Genomic DNA, 18,921 nt, shown 5'->3' on the forward strand with positions numbered 1-18,921 from the left:
AATATTTAGCCCCGCATGTCATTCCTGATAACCTTCTCAGGAAGCGAGAGGTGGACGTGACCGACCAAGGCGACGAACGCGAAGAACTGATCGACCGCATCAGCCAGACCCAGCGCCACCTGGCCCGGTTGCTCGCCCGCCAGCACTCCCCGCTGTTCACCTCCACCCTCACCATGCGCCAGCTGCACGTCATCATGCTCCTGGCCTGCACCGACTCCACCTCCGGCCAGGACCTCGCGCACCGGCTCGGCGTCAGCCTCGGCACCGTCACCGGCCTCATCGACCGCCTGGTCCGCCTCGGCCTGGCCGACCGCCACGAAGACCCGCGCGACCGCCGCGTACGCCGCATCGCCCTCACCGACGCCGGCCGCAAGCTCGTCGAGGAGCTCAACGACGCCGGCCTGGCCCACTACCGCGCCATCATGCAGCGCCTCGACACCGAGACGCTGCGCGCTCTCGACCACGTCACCGCCAAGATCCGCGAAGTGGTCGAAGACCCGGGCCTCTCCCCTGGATGACGGGGTTTTCAGGGTGGGTACGGCATGCCGTACCCACCGATCGCCTTTACTTTGTAGATTTAACAGCGACCCGGACCGTCACCGACCCCGCCGTCGGGAAACGGAAGGTCACCGGGAACGGGGTCGCGCCGAGCTGCCGCGTCGTCCCCGCCAGCTCCAGATGCGGCGGATCCGACCCCTCCTGCAGCGACACCTGCCCCTTGGGCGGCACCACCACCCGGATGCCCCGCGTCCGCGCCCCCGAGGCGTCCACGTACACCACCGCCGAGGCCGCCTCCGTGCTCACCTGATCCAGCACCTGCTCCTTGTCGCTGTCGTTGAACAACGTCAGGTACAACGGCAGCGACTGGCCCACCTTCTGCTCGTCCATCGGCGGCGCCACCACGTGCACATGCACCAGCCGCACCTGCCCCACCTGAGCGTCCACGTGATTGCTGCGCCAGTCCTCCGGCCCGCGCGCCGAACCGCACCCGGCCAGAACCACCACGGCGGCCAGCGCCGCCCACCCCCGAACAGCCCCCACAGCTCCCCCTCTACACCGCGTCCCGCTCGATCGGGCAGGTCATGCAGTGCGCGCCCCCACGCCCCTTGCCCAGCTCGAACCCCTCGAACTCCAGCACCTCCACCCCGCGCTCACGCAGCAGCTTGTTGGTGTACTGGTTCTTGTGGTAGCCCATCACCACCCCGGGCGCCAGCGCGAAGAAGTTGTTGCCCGAGTCCCACTGCTCACGCGCCTGCTGGTAGTCGTCGCCGCCGGTCGGGATCACCTCCAGCTTGCCCACCCCCAGCGACTCCTCCAGCGCCCGCACGAACCCCGCGTCCCGGTGCACCTCCAGCGTGCCGGGCTTGTCACCGGGCCGCAGCGAGTACGTGGTCGCCGTCTCCAGGAACGGCGGATAGGCCGTCGCCTTGTCGGCGTCCAGCAACGTGAAGACCGTGTCCAGGTGCATGTAGGACCGCCGCTTGGGGATGTGGACCGCGATCACCCGCTCGGCCGCGCCGGCGGCGAACAACGACAGCGCGATGTGCTCGACCGTGCGCGCCGTGGTCCGCTCGCTCAGCCCGATCGCCACCGTCTTGCCGCCCACCGGCATCATGTCGCCGCCCTCCATCGCCGCGGTGCCGTAGTCCTCCTCGTGGAAGCGCTCGTCCTCGCCCGCGTGCGGGTACCAGAAGCCGAACTCCGCCTCGGTGAACATCGGGTGGTGGTGGTAGATCGTCGACTGGTTCATCGTCTCCAGCAGCCGCGCGTGGTAGAACATCGGGTTCAGCGACACCCCGCCGTACAGCCACGCCGCCGGATCGCGCTGGTAGAGCGAGTTCGGCAGCGGCGGCAGGATGAACTCCGCGTCCCCGGAGGCGGCCGCCACCAGCGAACGGTCGTCGTGCACGGCCGCGCCGTACTCCTGCTTGGTCAGCCCGCCGATCAGGTGCGTGGCCAGCTTCTGCCCGCTCCAGCCGGCCAGCGTCTCCCGCACGGTGTCCACCAGCGCCGGGCCGACCGTCAGGTGCGTCACCGCCGCCTCGATCGCCCGCTGCTTGGCGTCGAACGTCGCCTCCAGCGCCTCGGCCAGCAGCTCGTGGTGGTAGAAGACCTGCACGCCCCGCTCGCGCATCAGCGCCACGAACGCGTCGTGCTCACGCTGGGCCTGCTCCACCCACAGGATGTCGTCGAACAGCAGCCGGTCGTTGTTGGTCGGGGTGAGCCGCTGCAGGCTCAGGTCGGGCCGGTGCACGATGACCTTGCGCAACGTGCCGACCTCGGAATGAACGCCGAAACCCATGATGATCCGTCTCCGTTCTCAGATGGTGATCAGGCCGGTGGCCAGGCCCGCGACCCCCGCGACCGCCCCCGCCGCCACCGCCGCGAACAACGCCAGCTCGGCGGGGGAGAAGACCCTCCTGCCCCGCTCGCGCCTGGTGATGACGAACAGCACCGTGCCCGGCGCGTAGACGATGCACGACAACAGCAGGAACTCCAGCCCCGCGGCGAAGATCAGGAACGCGGTGTAGAGCACCGCCAGCGCCGACACCAGAACCTGCCGGGCCGCGCCGCCGAGCTTCAGCGCGTACCCGGCCGCCAGCAGGTAGGGCACCAGCGACAACGAACTGCACAACTTCAGGGTGAAGGTGAAGGCGTCCTCCGACCACAGGGTGACCGCCAGCACCGCGGTGATCAGGAGGCTGCTCATCACCAGCGCCGCGACCGGCGCGCCGTGGCGGTTCTCCCGCGTCAGGAACGCCGGCATGTCGTCGTCCTTGGCGGCCACGTACAACACCTCGGCCGCCATGAGCGTCCAGGCCAGGTAGGCGCCCAGCACCGAGACGATCAGCCCCACGCCGATGAAGGCCGCGCCCCACGGCCCGACCACCGCCTCCAGCACCCCGGCCATCGACGGCTGGCGCACCTCCTCCAGCTCCGCGCGCGGCAGCACGCCGTACGACAGGACCGACACCGAGGCGAAGACCGCCAGCACGCTCAGGAAGCCGAGGACGGTCGCCCGGCCCACGTCCTCGCGGCGGCGCGCGTAGCGGGAGTAGACGCTGGCGCCCTCGACGCCGAGGAAGACGAAGACCGTCACCAGCATCGTCGCCCGCACCTGCGCGAACAGCGACCCCCCGGCCTCGCCGCCCCAGAAGTTGCCCGCGAACACCCCGCCCTTCAGCGCCACCGCGACGATCACGATGAACAGCAGGATCGGCACCAGCTTGGCGATCGTGACGATCCGGTTGATCGCCGCCGCCTCCCGCACCCCGCGCACGATCATGAAGTGGAAGGCCCACACGCCGGCCACCGACACCACGACCGCCAGCACCGTGTCCCCCTCGCCGAAGCCGGGGACGACCGCGCCCAGCGTCGACTTGATCAGCACCCAGTAGCTGACGTTGCCCACGCACGCGCTGGCCCAGTAGCCGAAGGCGGAGAAGAAGCCGGGGAACTCCCCGAACCCCGCCTTGGCGTAGGCGTAGACGCCGGCGTTCAGATCAGGCTTGCGTACGGCCAGCATCTGGAAGACGAAGGCCAGCATGAGCATCCCGAACCCGGCCACCGCCCACGCGATCAGCGCTCCGAACACCCCGGTCGCCTGCGCGAAGTTCCGCGGCAGCGAGAACACCCCGGCGCCGACCATCGAGCCGACCACCATCGCGGTCAGCGTCGGCAACGACAGCCGCCCGCCGCTCACCCGCCCACCTCCTCCACCTTCGCCACCCTCTCCACCTTGAACCCGGTGAACCCGTACAGCACGCTCAGCAGCGGGCTGAAGATGTTGAACAGGCAGAACGGCAGGTAGGCCAGCGTCGAGACGCCCAGCACGGCGCCCATGAACGCGCCGCAGGAGTTCCACGGCACCAGCGGCGAGGTGACCGTGCCGCTGTCGGCGCACAGCCGCGACAGGTTGCCCGGCGCCAGCCCCCGCCTGTCGAACTCCACCCGGAACACCCGCGCCGGCAGCACCAGCGCGATGTACTGGTCGCCGGCCACCACGTTCAGCCCGAACGCGCACGCGAACACCGTCAGGAACAACCGGCCGGTGCTGGTCGCGGCCCGGATCATCGGCTGGATCAGCCGGTCGATCAGCCCGAACTCCTCCAGCACCGTGCCGAAGGTGACCGCCCCGATGATCAGCCACAGGGTGAGCAGCATGCTGTCCATGCCGCCGCGCGACAGCAGCCGGTCGACGTCGGCGATGCCGCTCGCGCTGGTGAACCCGGTCGCCATCGCCTGCCAGGTGGCCTTGATCCCGGCCAGCACCGGGTTCAGGCCGGGCTCGGCGACGAAGGCGCGCACCACCTGCGGCTGGGTGAAGACCGCCAGCACCCCGGCCACCAGGCTGGAGGCGAGCAGCGCCAGCGCCGCCGGCGCCTTGCGCACCGACAGCACCACCAGGACCAGCAGCGGCAGCAGGTTGAGCGGCGTGATCCAGAAGATGTCGCCGAGCGCCTTCAGGTCCACGGCCGTCTCGGCGGCCGGCGCCGGGGCCGGGCCGGCCGCGCCGAGCACCGCGAAGACGGCGAAGGCCAGCACGAAGGCCGGGATCGACGTCCAGGCCTGGCGTTTGATGTGCGCGTACAGGTCGATCTTCACCAGTTGCGCGGTCAGGACCGTCGTCTCCGACAGCGGCGACAGCTTGTCGCCCAGGTAGGCGCCGGAGATGACGGCGCCGGCGGTGATCGCCGGCGAGACCCCGATGAGGGTGGCGATGCCGACCAGGCCGACGCCGATCGTCCCGGCCGTGGTCCACGAGCTGCCGATCGACAGGGCGATGACGCCGCAGATGAGCGCGCCGGCGGCGTAGTAGATGCCCGGCGACAGGACCTGGATGCCGTAGTAGACCAGGGTCGGGATGGTGCCCGACAGGTTCCAGGTGCCGATCAGCGCGCCCACGGCCAGCAGGATGAACATGGCGCTGGTGATCGACGACAGCGCCCGCCGGCTGCTGGCCTCCACCTCGTGCCAGGGATGGCCGTTCTTCAGCGCCACCAGCGAGGCGATCATCGCGCACAGCACCAGCGCCACCTGGATCGGGCCGTCGAGGGCGTCCAGGCCGAACAGCGCCAGCGAGCCGCCGATCAGCAGGATCAGCGCCCCCAGCGGGATGAACGCGTCGGCCAGGCTCGGCTCGCGCACCTCACCGGCCACGCCGTTCCCTCGTGGTGGCGAGGATGACATGCGCCTAGCGTGTCCTCAACGAAGGCGAGCGAACCGGGCGGCAAGGAAGATTCTTCGCAAACGCCAGGCAGTCGCCGGCCGGTCAGACCGGCTTGCGGGCCTCCACCAGGACGCGGGCCGAGTGCGCGACGAACACCCCGTCCCGCTCGATCTGCTCGTGCAGCTCCCGCAACCGCTCGCCGTAGCGCTCCACCTCGAACCCCGGCACCAGCCACACCACCTTCCGCAGCAGGTAGACCACCGCGCCGATGTCGAAGAACTCCATCCGCAGCCGCTCCGGCCGCACCGTCACGACCTCCAGCCCCGCCTGCCGCGCCTGCGCCGCCTCCTCCTGCGGATCCCGCTGCCGCCGCGCCTCCGGCTGCAGCCCCAGGAAGAACTCCACCAGCTCGAACACGCTCGCCGGCCCCACATGCTGGGCCAGATAGGAACCGCCCGGCCGCAGCACCCGCGCGATCTCGGCCCACCACGGCCGCACCGGATGCCGGCTGGTCACCAGGTCGAACGCCTCGTCGGCGAACGGCAGCGGCGGCTCGTCCCCGTGCGCCACCACCACGACGCCGAGCGGATGCAGCAGCCGCGTCGCCTTGGCCACGTTCGGCGCCCAGCCCTCGGTGGCGACCATCGTGCGCGGGAAACGGCCCGCACCGGCCAGCACCTCGCCCCCGCCGGTCTGCAGGTCGAGCGCCGCCTCCACCTCGGCCAGCCGGCCGGCCATCAGCCGCTGGTAGCCCCACGAGGGGCGCTCCTCGGTGGCGCGGCCCTCCAGCCAGGAGAAGTCCCAGCCCTCCACCGGCGCGGCCGCCGCCTCGGCGACCAGGTCCTCGAACGATCTGCGCATGCCGCCATCATCGCAAGCCGGCCGCGCCCGGGACGAAATCGGCTCGCCCCATCGCGGTCGCGTCCGTAGACTGGCCACATGTCCACGCCCCGGATTTCTTAGCTCAGGACCCGCCTTCGCGCCACAGGTGTGTCCTCAAGCTATTCCGGAGCGTCAACTCATGCTTACCTTCCGTGCACTCGACGTGCGCGTGGGCCCCCGCCTGCTGCTGTCCGGCGTCACCGCCCACGTCTCCCCCGGCGACCGCGTCGGCCTGGTCGGCCGCAACGGCGCCGGCAAGACCACGCTGATGAAAACCCTCGCCGGCCTGCACCCGCCCGCCGCCGGTACGGTCACCCGCACCGGCCCCCTCGGCTACCTCCCCCAGGACCCGGCCGCGGCCGAACCCACCCAGAGCGTCCTGGCCCGCGTGCTGTCGGCCCGCGGCATGGACACCGCCGCCGGCGACCTGCGCGCCGCCGAACACGCCCTCGCCGAACACGCCGACGAGCGCGCCATGGCCCGCTACGCCCGCGCCGAGGCCGAGTTCACCGCCCGCGGCGGGTACGCGGCCGAAGCCGAGGCCGCGCGCCTGGCCGCCGGACTCGGCCTGCCCGCCCGCCTGCTCGACCAGCCGCTCGCCACCCTGTCCGGCGGCCAGCGCCGCCGCGCCGAACTGGCCCGCGTACTGTTCTCCGACCGCGGCACCCTGCTGCTGGACGAGCCGACCAACCACCTCGACGCCGACTCCGTCGCCTGGCTGCGCGCCTTCCTCACCGGCTACGCCGGCGGCCTGATCGTCATCACCCACGACACCGGCCTGCTGGCCGAGGTCGCCAACCGCGTCTGGCGGCTCGACCCCGACCGGGCCACGCTGGAGACGCACAACACCGGCTGGGAGACCTACCTGCTCGACCAGGACAGCGCCGAACGCCGCCGCGCCCGGCAGCGGGCCGCCGCCGAACGCAAGGCCGCCACCCTGCACGCCCAGGCCGACAAGATGCGCTCGCGCTCGGCCACCGCCGTGCGCGCGCGGGACATGGCCCGCCGCGCCGACCGCATGCTCGCCGGCCTGGAGCCGGTACGGCGTAGCGACAAGGTCGCCCGCATCCGGCTGCCCGAACCCGATCACTGCGGGCGCATGCCGCTGGGCGCGATCAGCCTGACCAAGTCCTACGGCAGCCTGGAGGTGCTCGGCGGCGTGGACCTGGCCGTCGACCGCGGCAGCCGGCTGCTGGTGCTGGGCCTCAACGGCGCGGGCAAGACGACGCTGCTGAAGATCCTCGCCGGCCGGCTGGCGCCCGACGCCGGGCGGGTCGTGCCGGGGCCGGGGCTGCGGCTGGGGTACTTCGCGCAGGAGCACGACACGCTCGACCCCGCGCTGACCGTGGCGCAGAACCTCGCCGTTGCCGCACCCGGGCTGAGCGACGGGGAGGCGCGGCGGGTGCTGGGCTCGTTCCTGTTCTCCGGCGACGACACCGGCAAACCGGCCGGGGTGCTGTCCGGCGGGGAGAAGACGCGCCTGGCGCTGGCCGGGCTGGTCAGCTCCGGCGCGAACGTGCTGCTGCTGGACGAGCCCACCAACAACCTCGACCCCGCCTCGCGCGCCGAGGTCCTGGCGGCGGTGGACGCCTACCGGGGGGCGGTGGTGATGGTGACGCACGACCCGGCGGCGGTGGAGGCGCTGCGGCCCGAGCGGGTGCTGCTGCTGCCCGACGGGGTCGAGGACCTGTGGAGCCCGGGCTACGCCGACCTGGTCACCCTCTCCTGACCCGAGCCCTTGTGACCCACCGACTCCCCCGCCGCCCGTTCCGAAGCCACCGGCTCCCGCCCGGCCTCCCGCCGACCCCCGCCCTCCTGGCCCCCGCCCTTCTGGGCCGGCGGCTCCGGGTGGGTCGGCGGCTCCGGGTGGGCCGGGGGTGATTCCGGTACGGCGGAGCCCGCCTCGCTCGCGGGGCGGGCCCCGCCGGCCAGGGCGTGCCAGGCGGCCAGCGCGCAGATCACCACCAACGCCACCAGCAGCACCCGATGATCGACCACCGCCACCAGCACCGCCCCGGCCGCCACCGACACCAACTGCGCCCCACCCGACACCGCGTCGAACGCCGTCGCCACCCGCCCCACCACATGATGCGGGCTGCGCCGCTGCACCAGCGTGCTCATCGCCACCGACGTCAACGTCAGCCCCGCCCCCGCCGCCGCCATCGTCGCGACCATCACCAGCTCGGCCGTCACCAGCCACAACCCGACGGCCCCGCCGTACAACGCGACCCCCACCCCGATCACCGCCAGCTCACCCCACCGGCCGATCGACGCCCCGGCCGCCAGCCCGCCGAGCACCGCCCCCACCCCCATGGCCGCCGACGTCACCGCGGTGAACTCCGGCGCCCGCCCGAGCTCGTCGATCACCGCGAAGATGAGCGACTCGGTCGCCCCGCCCACCGCGAACATCAAGCACAACGCCAGCCCGGCCCGCCGCAACGCCGCATCCACCCGTAAGTGCCGCACCCCGGCCAGGAACTCCTCCCGCCAGCGCGGCCGGACAGCGACCCGCCGCCCGTCGGCCCACCATCCGTCCGGCCGGCCCGGCGCCACCCGCGCCGGCAGCAACCCGAAGGCCACCGCGGCCAGCGCGAAGGTCACCATGTCGAACACGACCACCGCGCCCAGCCCGAACCCGGCGTACAACGCCACGCCCAGCAGCGGCCCCACCACCCGCAACCCCTGGCGCAAGGTGAGCAGCGCGCCGTTGGCCTGCGCCAGCAACGCCTCGGGGATCATCGACTTCAGCAGCCCGCTCAACGCCCCGAAGATCACCGTGTACGAGCAGCCCATCGCCATCGACACCAGGTACAGCACCCAGAACGAGCCGGGCCCGCGCACCGCGGTGAGCGGCAGCAGCGCCGGCGCCGACAGCAGGCAGGCCGCGATCAGCAGCCGCCGCCGGTCGACCCGGTCGATCACCATGCCGAACAGCGGCGCCAGGCACATCGGCACCGAGAAGAACAGCAACGTCAGCCCGGCCGCGCTGTTGGACCCCGAGTAGGTCTTGGCGAGGATCGCCGGGATCAGCAGCAACGAGGCGTCACCCAGCAGGCTGACCGCCATCCCGAGGCAGACCAGCCGGAAATCCCGCCGCCCCAGGACCGCCCGCATCAGACCGGTCCGCCGGCCTGCCGGCCCACGATCCGGTGGCGCCCGCCGAGGCTCCTCAGCGCGCCTCCTCCCCTTCGCTGCTGTTTTTCACGGAAACATCAGCCGCAGGCTGGGTCAACCAACCGACCGTCTTTACTTTGTAGATTCCTAAGAACGTCGGGGAGCGGCCCCTCGTGCACAATCGTCAGCCGCCGCGTGGCCCGGGTGACCGCCACGTAGAGGTCGCGCGCCCCCTGCGGCTGGGCCAGGATGCCGGCCGGGTCGACGACCACGACCGCGTCGAGCTCCAGGCCCTTGGCCTGCGTCACGGTCAGCACCGCCACGGCGGCGTCGACCTCCCCGGCCTCCGGCAGCAGCGCGGCGATCTCGGCGTGCCGCGCGTCGCAGACCACGACGCCGACCCGGCCCTCGCCGATCGCCTCCTGCTCGCCCGCCACCAGCTCCGGCAGCCGCTCGGGAGGGAGTTCGAGCGCCAGCGGCGGCTCGCCGCCCGAGCGCACCGACTCCGGCGGCTCCAGCGCCGGGTCGACCAGGTGCAGCACGTGCCGGGCGACCTCCATGATCTCCACCGGCGTGCGGTAGTTGACCAGCAGCCGCTCCTCGCGCCAGCGGCCCTCCAGATGCGGGTCGAGCACCTGCCCCCAGGCCGAGGCGCCGGCCGCCGAGCCGGTCTGCGCGATGTCGCCCACCACGGTCAGCGACCGGGCCGGGACGCGCCGCATGAGCATCCGCCAGGCCATCTGCGACAGCTCCTGCGCCTCGTCGACGATGACGTGGCCGTAGGCCCAGGTGCGATCGGCCGCCGCGCGCGCCGCCGTGCTCAGGCTGGGGCCGCCGTCGTCGTGCCGGTCGGCCAGCAGGCCCGCGTCCAGCTCCTGGTAGCCGAGATCGGCCACGCCCGAGCTGTCGAGCACCTCGCGCGCGTACAGCTCGGCCTGGTCGCGCTCGGCCTGACGGCGGCGTTCGGCCACGCGGCGGGCGCTGTCGTCCTCGCCGAGCAGCTCGGCGGCCTCGTCCAGCAGCGGCACGTCGCCCAGCGTCCACTCCACGCGCTCCCAGTCGACGCCGCGCCAGGTGAAGGCGTCGCCTTCGGCGGCCACCAGGTCGGCCAGGTCGACGCGGTCCCAGTCGACGCGCGGCTCGCGGACCAGCAGGGACCACTCCAGGCCTTCGGGCGCCAGGCGGCGCAACGTCTGCCGGTCGGCCAGCAGCTCGCCGACCAGGCGCTGCGGGGTCAGCTCCGGCCACAGGGCGTCGATCGCCTGCCGTACCTCCTTCAGCTCCCACAGGTCCGCCGCGTCCTGGGCCAGCTCGCGCTCGCGGGCGCTGTCGTCCTCCTCCTCGGCCGGGGCCAGCTCCTCGGCCAGCGCGGCCTCGAAGGCGGCCGCCTCGCGCTCGGACATGAAGGCGGTCAGCGCGGTGGCCTCCTCGAACTGCCGCTGCCGGTCGAGAGCCAGCTCGCGCAGCAGTTCGGTGACGAAGAGCTTGCGGGCCATGTTGTGCGGCAGCCGTACCGCGCGGGCCCGTTCGCGCACCTCCGCGCACCGCTCGCGGGCGACGCGCAGCACCTCGCCGTCGAGCTCGACCTCCAGGTCGCCCTCTGGCAGGCGCTGGCGGTCGGCGACGGCGGCGGCGATCAGATCGGCCATGCGCGGGTCGCCCTTGACCACCGCGACCGGCGCCGGGTCGTCGCCCGCCGCGCGCACGCCCGGGAACAGCTCGCCGACGGTGGCCAGCACGACCTGCGTCTCGCCCAGCGAGGGCAGCACCTGGCCGATGTAGCGCAGGAACATCGCGTTGGGGCCGACCACGAGCACGCCGCGCCGCTCCAGGGTGTCGCGGTGGGTGTAGAGCAGGTAGGCGGCGCGGTGCAGCGCGGCCACCGTCTTGCCGGTGCCTGGGCCGCCCTGCACGACCAGCGCGCCGGCCAGGCCCGAGCGGATCACCCGGTCCTGCTCGGTCTGGATGGTGGCCACCACGTCGGTCATCCGGCCGGTGCGGCCCCGGCGCAGCGCCGCCAGCAGCGCCGCCTCGCCGACCAGGGTGCCGCGCTCGGCCTCGCCCATGCCCTCCAGGTCGAAGACCTCGTCGTCGAGGGCGACGACGGACCGCTCGCGGGTGTGGATGTGGCGGCGGCGCACCAGCGTGCCGGGCTCGCTCGCGGTGGCGACGTAGAAGGGCCGCGCGGCCGGGGCGCGCCAGTCGATCAGGACGGACTCGTGCTCCTCGTCGCGCAGGCCGATGCGGCCGATGTAGGTGACCTGGCCGGCCCGGTCGTCGACGCGGCCGAAGACCAGCCCGTTCTCCACCGCGTGCAACTGGGCCAGGCGGCGGGCGCGCTCGCCCGCGGCGGCCTCGCGCTCCACGCGCTCGCGCGCGATGGTCACCTCCGAGCCGCCGGCGTAGGCGGTCCGCAGCGCCTCGGCGGTGCTCCGGCGCAGCTCATCGAGCCTGCCGTAGACCGCTGAGACTTTTTCCTGTTCGAGCTTGACAGCTTGACGGATGGCCATTCCGCTGTTAGTCTCCTTCATAGAGGTTTCGGACCTCTCTTTGTTGTGCGCCCGAGTTATTCAGCTTAGCACGCGCCGGTAAGCTCCGTGACCATGATCTCCGGCTACCTGCAGCGCCTGTTCTCCCTCGATGGCCGCACCGCCCTCGTCACCGGCGGCTCCTCCGGCATCGGCTACGCCATCGCCGAGGCGCTCGGCCGCGCCGGCGCCGCCGTCGTCCTCGTCGCCCGCCGCCCCGGCCCGCTGCGCGAGGCCGCCGACCGGCTCACCGGGTACGGCGTGGCCACCCGTTTCATCACCGCCGACCTCGGGGTGCGCGCCGACGTCGAGCGGGTGTGCGCCGAAGCCGGCGAGATCGACATTTTGGTCAACGACGCGGCCAACAACATCCGCAAGCCGATGGCCACCCTCACCGACGCCGACTACGAGCAGACCATCGCCACCAACCTGACCGCGCCCTACCTGCTCGGCCAGCACTTCGGCCCGCGCATGGCCGCCCGCGGCTGGGGCCGCGTGATCAACATCGGCTCCCAGCAGAGCGTCAGCGCCTTCGGCGACAGCGGCGTGTACGGCGTGGCCAAGGCGGCCCTGACCGGGCTGACCCGCTCCCAGGCCGAGGCGTGGTCGCCCGCCGGGGTGACGGCCAACACCATCCTGCCCGGGTTCGTGCTCACCCCGCTCACCGAACCCGCCCAGGCGATCCCCGGCCGGGTCGAGGCGCTGGCCGCCCGGCACATGGTCGGGCGCAACGGCCTGCCCGCCGACTTCGCCGGCGCCGCGGTCTTCCTCGCCTCCCCCTCCGCCGGCTTCGTCACCGGGCAGATCCTCTATGTGGACGGGGGCTTCTCGGTGCACTAGAAACCGGGATGAGTACCATTCGAGGGTTCTCGAGGGAGGAGCGGCCTATGAGCACGTTCGAGCGGTATGTGGCACTGGGTGACTCCCAGACCGAAGGCATGAACGACGGCGACGAACGCACCGGCTACCGCGGCTGGGCCGACCGCCTGGCCGCCGAGCTCGCCGCCTGCTCCCCCGGCCTGCGCTACGCCAACCTCGCGGTGCGCGGCAAGCTCGCCCACCAGGTCCGCGCCGAGCAGCTCGGCCCCGCCCTGGCCTTGCGGCCCGACGTGGCGACCGTCATGGCCGGCATGAACGACCTGGTCCGGCCCGGCTTCGACGCCGTCGCGGTGAGCGCCGAGCTGGAGGCCATGTACGCCGCGCTCGCCGGCGCCGGGGCACGGGTGGTCACCTTCACCTTCCCCGACATCGGCCGCATCGCGCCGATCGCCGCCCGGCTGCGGCCGCGGCTGCTCGACTTCAACGACCGCATCCGCGCCGCCGCCGGGCGGCACGGCGTGCTCGTCGTCGACACCTACCCGCACGACGTCACCGTCGACCCGCGGCTGTGGAGCCACGACCGCATCCACGCCACCTCCCTGGGGCACACCCGGATCGCCGCCGCCGCCGCGCACGCGCTCGAGCTGCCCGGCAGCGGGCCCTCCTGGTGCGACCCCCTTCCGCCGCTGCCCGCCCTGCCGTCCTGGCGGCGGGCCGGGGCGGAGCTGGCGTGGGCCGGGTCCTTCCTCGGGCCCTGGCTGTGGCGTCGCCTGCGCGGGCGCTCCTCCGGCGACGGCCGCACCGCCAAGCAGCCGGACCTGCTGCCGGTCATCCTCTCCGACTGACCGGGAGCCTGTCCCCCGGCTGCTCTGCGGAGGTGGTTTTGCCCAACCTTCGTGCTCCCGGGCGGTCAGGCAGAGGCCCGGGCGGCAATACCGGAGCATGTGACCAGCAAGATCATCAGCCGCCGCCCGGACCTGACCGGCCTGGCGCTCGCCCTGGTGTTCTTCTGCCTGTCCCTCACCCCCTCCCTGCTCCCCCGCCCCTGGGCCTGGCAGGGCGTGGTCGGCGGGATCACCGCGGCCATCGGCTACACCCTCGGGGTCTTGGCCGCCACCTGCTACCGGGCGGCACGCTCGTGGATCGGCCCGCCACCCCGCCGACCGGCGATCGACCCCGGCCGGGTGCTGACGTGGGCGGCGGCGGTGGCGATCCCCGTGTCCCTGATCGGAGGCGCCCACGCCCAGGGCGAGGTGCGCCGCCTGATCGGCGTGGAGCAGGTCGAAGGCTGGGAACTCCTCCTCGTCCCCCTGCTGGCCGCGCTGGTGGCCGCCGCCTTCGTCCTGGCCGCCCGGCTGGCCAGGCTTGCCGTACGAGCCCTGATCTCGCTGCTGGCCCGCGTGCTGCCCCGCCGGGCGGCGGTCGCGGCGGGGTTCACGCTGGGCGTGGCGCTGCTGACCCTGGTGGTGTGGGACCTGCTGCTCGGCTCCCTCATCAACCGCACGGCGGCCGGCTTCGGCCTGGCCGACGGCACCACCCCGCCCGGCATCACCCGCCCGCCGTCCGGCCTGCTGGCCGGCGGGCCCGGCTCGCTCACCCCCTGGGAGACCCTGGGACGGGAAGGCCGGATCTTCGTCGCCCACACCCCGGACGCCGGGCGGATCGCCGCCTTCACCGGCCGTCCCGCCAAGCACCCGATCCGGGTCTACGCCGGGCTGGGCTCGGCCGCCTCCCCCGCCCAGCAGGCCGGCCTCGTGGTGCGCGAACTGCACCGCACCGGCGCGTTCGACCGCAAGATCCTCGTGGTGGCGGCCAGCACGGGGACCGGGTGGGTCAACCAGAAGGCCGCCCAGGCCGTGGAGTACCTGCACGGCGGCGACACCGCCATCGCGGCCATGCAGTACTCCTACCTGCCGAGCTGGATCTCCTTCCTCGTCGACCGCAGCCGGGCCCGGGAGGCGGCCGGCGAGCTGTTCGCGGCGGTCCGGCGCGAGTGGGCCCGCCTGCCCGTCGGTGACCGGCCGCGGTTGCTGGTGTACGGCGAGAGCCTGGGCGCCTTCGGCATCGAGGGCGCGCTGCGCGAGCCGGACACGCTGCTCACCCAGGCACAGGGGGCGCTGCTGGTCGGCTCCCCGCGCTACAGCCCGATCCACCGGCAGGTCCTGGCCGGACGTGACCCGGGCAGCCCGGTCTGGCGTCCCGTCTACCGCGGCGGCCGCCACATCCGCACCGCCCAGCACCCCGCCGACCTCACCTCCGCCGCCACACTCCACCCGGCCACCGCCCTCCACCCGGCCCCCGGCCTCACCGCGACCGCCCCGCCGCGGCCTCCACGAGCACGGGTGCTCGGGGAGTGGGAGCAGCCGCGGGTGGCGTATCTGCAGAACGCCTCCGACCCGGTCGTGTGGTGGGAGCCGGAACTGCTCTACCAGCGGCCCGACTGGCTGCGGGCGCCGGTCGGGCCGGATGTGAACCCGCGGATGAGCTGGTGGCCGATCATCACGTTCTGGCAGGTGCTCGCCGACCTCGTCGCCGCCGCCGACATGCCGCCGGGCCACGGGCACGACTACGGCACGGCGATCCCCGCGGGCTGGGTGGCGGTCGCCGCGCCCGAGGGCTGGACGGCGGCCGACAGCGCCCGGCTCCAGGCGCTCATCGCGCAGGTGCGATCGGGCCAGTAGCGGCCGGCTCACACCGTGCTGCGACCGGCAAGCGCCTTTACTTTGTAGATTACTTACGGGCGATCCGCCGGAACCCGCGACCCGCGTGCCAGGTGTCGATCACGAGCTCGTCGCCCGACACCCGGGTCCACACGACCTCCTCCACGCTGACCCGGAACAGGTGCGCCCCGCTGCCGGGCAGTTCGTGGGCGGCCAGCACCGCCGGGTCGGTGACCTCCTCCGCCCGGCCCGACACCTTCGCATCCCCCGGCCACGACGACGGATCGCTCTCGTCGGGGTCGGGAGAGGTGACGTGGATGGCCATGCGCGGGTCGCGCCGCAGGTCGAGAGCCTTGACCGCGCCGGGCATGGAGCCCATCCAGAGCTCCCCGTCGCGGAAGGCGGTCTCGGTGCCGCTCACCCGCGGCGAGCCGTCCTTGCGCAGCGTCGCCAGCACCTTGTGCTTGTGCGCCGACATCAGCCGGTGGACGACGGCCGCGAGCTGCGGCGCGTCCTGCTCGAACTCAGCCCACGTTGTCATGTGGCCCATCCTGCACCAGGGCACCGACAAAACCCGGCCGGGAGCTATCGTGGACCCACAATGGTTAACAGCGATGTGAACGACCTGGACGCGACGCTCGCCGCCCTGGCCGACCCGACCCGGCGCAAGGTCATCGACCTGCTGCGCGCCGGGCCCCGCCCAGCGGGGGAACTGGCCGCCGCGGTCGAGATGAGCCCGCCCGCGCTCAGCCGGCACCTGCGCGTGCTGCGGGCGGGCGGCCTGGTGGAGGCGCACACCGACGAGGACGATGCCCGGCTGCGGCTGTACCGGCTGCGGCCGGAGCCGTTCACGGCGTTGCAGGCCTGGCTGGACCAGGTGCAGGCGTTCTGGTCGGAGCAGCTCGGCTCGTTCAAGGCCCACGTGGAGCGTGGATGAACGATCGGCCCGGCTGCGGCGGGGAGGGGGCGCGGTGAGTTCGGTGCGGGCCAGCGTGGTGGTGCCGGTCGGGGCCGAGGCGGCCTTCCGGATGTTCACCGCCGAGATCGACGCCTGGTACGTGCGCGGCCCGCACAGCTGGGTGGACCCGGAGCGGGCGGTCGGCATCCGCTTCGTCGACGGCTACCTGCGCGAGCTGTGGTCCGACGGCGGGCATGTGGACACCGGGCGGGTGCTGACCTGGGAGCCGCCGCGCCGGCTGGTCTGGGCCGACCTGCTCAACGACGGCTCGATGGAGATCGAGGTGGCCTTCACCCCGGTCGCGGAGGGCACCGAGGTCACGCTGGAGCACCGGGGGCTGGACACGCTGCCGCCCGCGGTGGAGCGGCGCATCCGCAAGGGGTACTCGTGGAACATCGCGCTCGGCTGGTTCGCTAGCGCCTGCCGTACTTCTTGTGCACCGCCTGCTTGCTGACCTGCAGCGCGTCGGCGATCTGCGCCCACGGCAGGCCGTTCACGCGGGCGCGGCGCACGTGCACCGCCTCGATGCGCTCCAGCTCGGCGCGCAGCGCCCGGGCGGCCTGCAACGCGCGCAGCGGGTCCTCGTCCTCGGTCTGCTGCAGGAGGGCGGCCAGATCGCTCATGCGCCCAAGGTAGCCGAGCCTCAGCGTGTGTCCATCACCAGCCGGGCGCCCAGGCCGATCAGGACGACGCCGCTGATCTGCTCCAGGCGGCGCCGTACGGCAGGCCGGCCGAGGAAGGCCTTGGCGCGGGCGACCGCCCAGATGACCAGGCTGTACCAGACCGTGTCGACGATCACCCAGATCAGCGCGAGCGCGACCAGGGTGAGCGGGACGTTCTGCCCGGCGGGCACGAACTGCGGCAGGAACGACAGCGCGAACACCGCCGCCTTGGGGTTGGCTGCGCAGGTGCCCAGGCCCATCAGGTAGGAGCGCCTCCACCCGCCGGCCACCGGCGGCTCGGGCCCCTCCTCGGCCTGAAGAGCGGGGCGGCGGGCCTGCCACAGGACCTGCGCGCCCATGACGACCAGCACCACCGCGCCGACCACGCGCGTCAGGTCGTAGGCGACCTGCGAGGCCAGCAGGAGCGCGGTCAGGCCGAAGGCGGCGGCCAGACCCCACAGCAGCACGCCGGTCTCGTTGCCGAGCGTGGCCGCCAGGCCGGAGCCGCGGCCCGAGCGGATGGTCTGGCGCAGGATGATCGCGGTGCTGACCCCGGGGACCATCGCCACCAGGACGCACGCGCCGACGAACGCGAGAAGGTACATGTCGGCGATCGTCGCACGCGCCCGCCCGCCACGGCCGCTGGTTTTCCGCCCCGTGGAGCGCTGGTACGGCTAGCCGTACAGCTTGTGGAGTTCGGCGGCGGCCTCGGTCATCAGGGCGCGCATCTCGGGCGGCTCCAGCACCTCCACCCGGGCGCCCAGCCGCAGCAGCACCCAGCGGGCGTGCGTGAGCGACTCGACCGGCAGCTCCAGCACGCGCCAGCCCTCGGCGTCCGGCTCGCTCGCCTCCCGCAGCGCCGCCGCGCCGACGTCCTCGCCGACGGTGTAGCGGAACAGGGCGTCCAGGTCGGGAGCCAGGCGGATGAGGACGCGGGCGGTGTACATCTGCTCCATGAACCGGCGCGAGTACTCCTGCCAGAAGGCGGCCAGGTCGAAGCCGGGCGGGTGCTCGAACGTGCCGGGCAGGGTCTCCACGGTCAGGATCCGCGCCACCCGGTAGGTGCGCGGCGAGGCCCCCGCCGGGGCGGCCACCAGATACCACGAGCCGCCCTTCAGAACCAGACCGTACGGCTGGACCACCCGTTCCACCTCGGCCGGGCCCCACTTGCGGTAGGTCATCCTGAGCGGCCGGTTGCCCCACACCGCCTCCGACACCTCGGCCAGGTGGGGGACGTCGTCGGCGCTGCGGTACCAGCTCGGCACGTCCAGGTGGAAGCGCTCGCGCAGCCGGGCGGCCTGCGAGCGGGGCTCGGGCGGCAGGGCCGAGAGCAGTTTGAGCTCGGCGTTGGCGGCCAGCCGGTCCAGGCCCAGCTCGGCGGCCGGGCCGGGCAGTGCGGCCAGGAACAGGCCGGAGGCCTCGTCGGCGGTCAGGCCGGTCAGGCGGGTGCGGAAGCCGTCCAGGAGCTGGTAGCCGCCCGCCGGGCCTCGGTCGGCGTAGACCGGGACGCCGGCGGCGGACAGGGCCTCGACGTCGCGGTAGACGGTGCGGACCGACACCTCCAGCTCGGCCGCCAGCTCCGGCGCTGTCATCCTGCCCCGCGCCTGGAGCAGGAGCAGCAGGGAGAGCAGGCGGCTGGCTCGCATACCCGCCAGTTTAGGCCCGCCGCCCCCGGCGCCCCGGCGCGAGGGAAGCCGTCAGGCCCGGGGGCCGGTCAGCCCCACTGCATCCAGGCGAGGCGCGCGACCATGGCCACGACCACCACGAGAAGCACCACCCGCACGAACGAGGTGCCGCGCCGCAGGGCCATGCGCGCCCCGAGCTGGGCGCCGGCGACGTTGCACACCGCCATCCCGAGCCCCAGCGCCCACAGGATGTGCCCCTGGACGGCGAAGACCGCCAGCGCGCCGAGGTTCGTCCCGGTGTTGATGATCTTCGCGGTCGCCGAGGCGTGCACGAAGTCCAGCCCGACGATCGTGGTGAAGGCGATGATCAGAAAGGTGCCGGTCCCCGGCCCCATCACCCCGTCGTAGTCCAGCGAGGCGCGGGTGCCGAACGCCGCCTGCCGCTCCTCGGCGCCGGTGATCCCGGCCTCCGCCTCGTCCAGCACCGCGAGGGCCGCCTCGCT

The 18,921-nt window shown here is 73.2% G+C and carries 19 protein-coding genes; 7 read left to right on the forward strand and 12 right to left on the reverse strand.

Annotated features, from left to right (window positions below; all coding sequences use genetic code 11):
* The first annotated feature begins 50 nt into the window (after nt 1–50).
* Nucleotides 51–518, forward strand: a complete 468-nt coding sequence (locus AB0I67_RS17075) for a MarR family transcriptional regulator (RefSeq protein ID WP_357924028.1) — start codon at nt 51–53, stop codon at nt 516–518.
* Between the two features lie 46 nt (nt 519–564).
* Here the strand turns inward: AB0I67_RS17075 and AB0I67_RS17080 are convergent, their stop codons facing one another.
* From AB0I67_RS17080 to AB0I67_RS17100, 5 genes are all read right to left on the reverse strand, one after another.
* Nucleotides 565–1,041: a copper chaperone PCu(A)C gene (locus AB0I67_RS17080; RefSeq protein WP_357924030.1), complete on the reverse strand. Its 477-nt coding sequence runs from the start codon at nt 1,039–1,041 to the stop codon at nt 565–567.
* A gap of 10 nt (nt 1,042–1,051) precedes the next feature.
* Nucleotides 1,052–2,302: an arginine deiminase gene (locus AB0I67_RS17085; RefSeq protein WP_357924032.1), complete on the reverse strand. Its 1,251-nt coding sequence runs from the start codon at nt 2,300–2,302 to the stop codon at nt 1,052–1,054.
* An 18-nt stretch (nt 2,303–2,320) separates the two neighbouring features.
* Entirely contained in the window at nt 2,321–3,703 is a 1,383-nt protein-coding gene (locus tag AB0I67_RS17090; protein ID WP_357924034.1) for a basic amino acid/polyamine antiporter, read from the reverse strand.
* Nucleotides 3,700–5,190 carry a Na+/H+ antiporter NhaC gene (nhaC, locus tag AB0I67_RS17095; RefSeq protein WP_357924036.1) on the reverse strand — a complete coding sequence of 497 codons (1,491 nt, stop codon included), beginning with the start codon at nt 5,188–5,190 and terminating at the stop codon, nt 3,700–3,702. The genes AB0I67_RS17090 and nhaC overlap by 4 nt, the downstream gene beginning before the upstream one ends.
* 82 nt (nt 5,191–5,272) lie before the next feature.
* Nucleotides 5,273–6,031 (reverse strand): methyltransferase domain-containing protein, encoded by a 759-nt coding sequence (locus AB0I67_RS17100; RefSeq protein ID WP_357924038.1) that lies wholly within the window; start codon nt 6,029–6,031, stop codon nt 5,273–5,275.
* Between the two features lie 160 nt (nt 6,032–6,191).
* On the opposite strand from AB0I67_RS17100, the gene AB0I67_RS17105 reads away from it, so the two are divergent.
* Complete coding sequence (locus AB0I67_RS17105; RefSeq protein ID WP_357924040.1) at nt 6,192–7,781, forward strand: ABC-F family ATP-binding cassette domain-containing protein; 1,590 nt, start codon at nt 6,192–6,194, stop codon at nt 7,779–7,781.
* Here AB0I67_RS17105 and AB0I67_RS17110 read toward each other — a convergent pair.
* Both AB0I67_RS17110 and AB0I67_RS17115 read right to left on the reverse strand, forming a co-directional pair.
* Complete coding sequence (locus AB0I67_RS17110) at nt 7,754–9,166, reverse strand: MFS transporter (protein ID WP_357924041.1); 1,413 nt, start codon at nt 9,164–9,166, stop codon at nt 7,754–7,756. The two genes, AB0I67_RS17105 and AB0I67_RS17110, sit on opposite strands and share 28 nt — an antisense overlap.
* A 98-nt stretch (nt 9,167–9,264) precedes the next feature.
* A complete protein-coding gene (locus tag AB0I67_RS17115) occupies nt 9,265–11,676 on the reverse strand; it encodes an ATP-binding domain-containing protein (RefSeq protein ID WP_357924043.1) in 2,412 nt (803 codons plus the stop codon).
* 93 nt (nt 11,677–11,769) lie between these two features.
* Here AB0I67_RS17115 and AB0I67_RS17120 point away from each other — a divergent pair, with 93 nt between their 5' ends.
* The 3 genes from AB0I67_RS17120 to AB0I67_RS17130 all read left to right on the forward strand — a co-directional run bounded on the left by AB0I67_RS17120 (nt 11,770) and on the right by AB0I67_RS17130 (nt 15,194).
* On the forward strand, nt 11,770–12,534 hold the full coding sequence (locus AB0I67_RS17120; protein ID WP_357924045.1) for an SDR family oxidoreductase: 765 nt from the start codon (nt 11,770–11,772) through the stop codon (nt 12,532–12,534).
* A 47-nt stretch (nt 12,535–12,581) separates the two neighbouring features.
* Nucleotides 12,582–13,358, forward strand: coding sequence for an SGNH/GDSL hydrolase family protein (locus tag AB0I67_RS17125; RefSeq protein ID WP_357924047.1), 777 nt, complete (start codon nt 12,582–12,584; stop codon nt 13,356–13,358).
* 99 nt (nt 13,359–13,457) lie between these two features.
* Nucleotides 13,458–15,194, forward strand: a complete 1,737-nt coding sequence (locus tag AB0I67_RS17130) for an alpha/beta-hydrolase family protein (RefSeq protein ID WP_357924049.1) — start codon at nt 13,458–13,460, stop codon at nt 15,192–15,194.
* Nucleotides 15,195–15,243: 49 nt separating this feature from the next.
* On the opposite strand, the gene AB0I67_RS17135 is transcribed toward AB0I67_RS17130, so the two are convergent.
* Nucleotides 15,244–15,714, reverse strand: a complete 471-nt coding sequence (locus AB0I67_RS17135) for a pyridoxamine 5'-phosphate oxidase family protein (RefSeq protein ID WP_357924051.1) — start codon at nt 15,712–15,714, stop codon at nt 15,244–15,246.
* A 60-nt stretch (nt 15,715–15,774) separates the two neighbouring features.
* Here AB0I67_RS17135 and AB0I67_RS17140 point away from each other — a divergent pair, with 60 nt between their 5' ends.
* Nucleotides 15,775–16,110 carry a metalloregulator ArsR/SmtB family transcription factor gene (locus AB0I67_RS17140; RefSeq protein ID WP_357924053.1) on the forward strand — a complete coding sequence of 112 codons (336 nt, stop codon included), beginning with the start codon at nt 15,775–15,777 and terminating at the stop codon, nt 16,108–16,110.
* Between the two features lie 34 nt (nt 16,111–16,144).
* Nucleotides 16,145–16,585: an SRPBCC domain-containing protein gene (locus tag AB0I67_RS17145; protein ID WP_357924055.1), complete on the forward strand. Its 441-nt coding sequence runs from the start codon at nt 16,145–16,147 to the stop codon at nt 16,583–16,585.
* Here the strand turns inward: AB0I67_RS17145 and AB0I67_RS17150 are convergent.
* The 4 genes from AB0I67_RS17150 to AB0I67_RS17165 all read right to left on the reverse strand — a co-directional run.
* Nucleotides 16,545–16,754: a hypothetical protein gene (locus AB0I67_RS17150; RefSeq protein ID WP_357924056.1), complete on the reverse strand. Its 210-nt coding sequence runs from the start codon at nt 16,752–16,754 to the stop codon at nt 16,545–16,547. The genes AB0I67_RS17145 and AB0I67_RS17150 overlap by 41 nt on opposite strands.
* Nucleotides 16,755–16,774: 20 nt before the next feature.
* Nucleotides 16,775–17,398 carry a LysE family translocator gene (locus AB0I67_RS17155; protein ID WP_357924057.1) on the reverse strand — a complete coding sequence of 208 codons (624 nt, stop codon included), beginning with the start codon at nt 17,396–17,398 and terminating at the stop codon, nt 16,775–16,777.
* A gap of 69 nt (nt 17,399–17,467) precedes the next feature.
* Nucleotides 17,468–18,439, reverse strand: a complete 972-nt coding sequence (locus AB0I67_RS17160; protein WP_357924059.1) for a YafY family protein — start codon at nt 18,437–18,439, stop codon at nt 17,468–17,470.
* Nucleotides 18,440–18,507: 68 nt separating this feature from the next.
* Nucleotides 18,508–18,921: TSUP family transporter (locus tag AB0I67_RS17165; protein ID WP_357924061.1), on the reverse strand; the 414-nt coding region annotated here is incomplete at its 5' end.

It is taken from the genome of Nonomuraea sp. NPDC050310 (assembly GCF_040655795.1).
Classification (GTDB): Bacteria; Actinomycetota; Actinomycetes; order Streptosporangiales; family Streptosporangiaceae; genus Nonomuraea.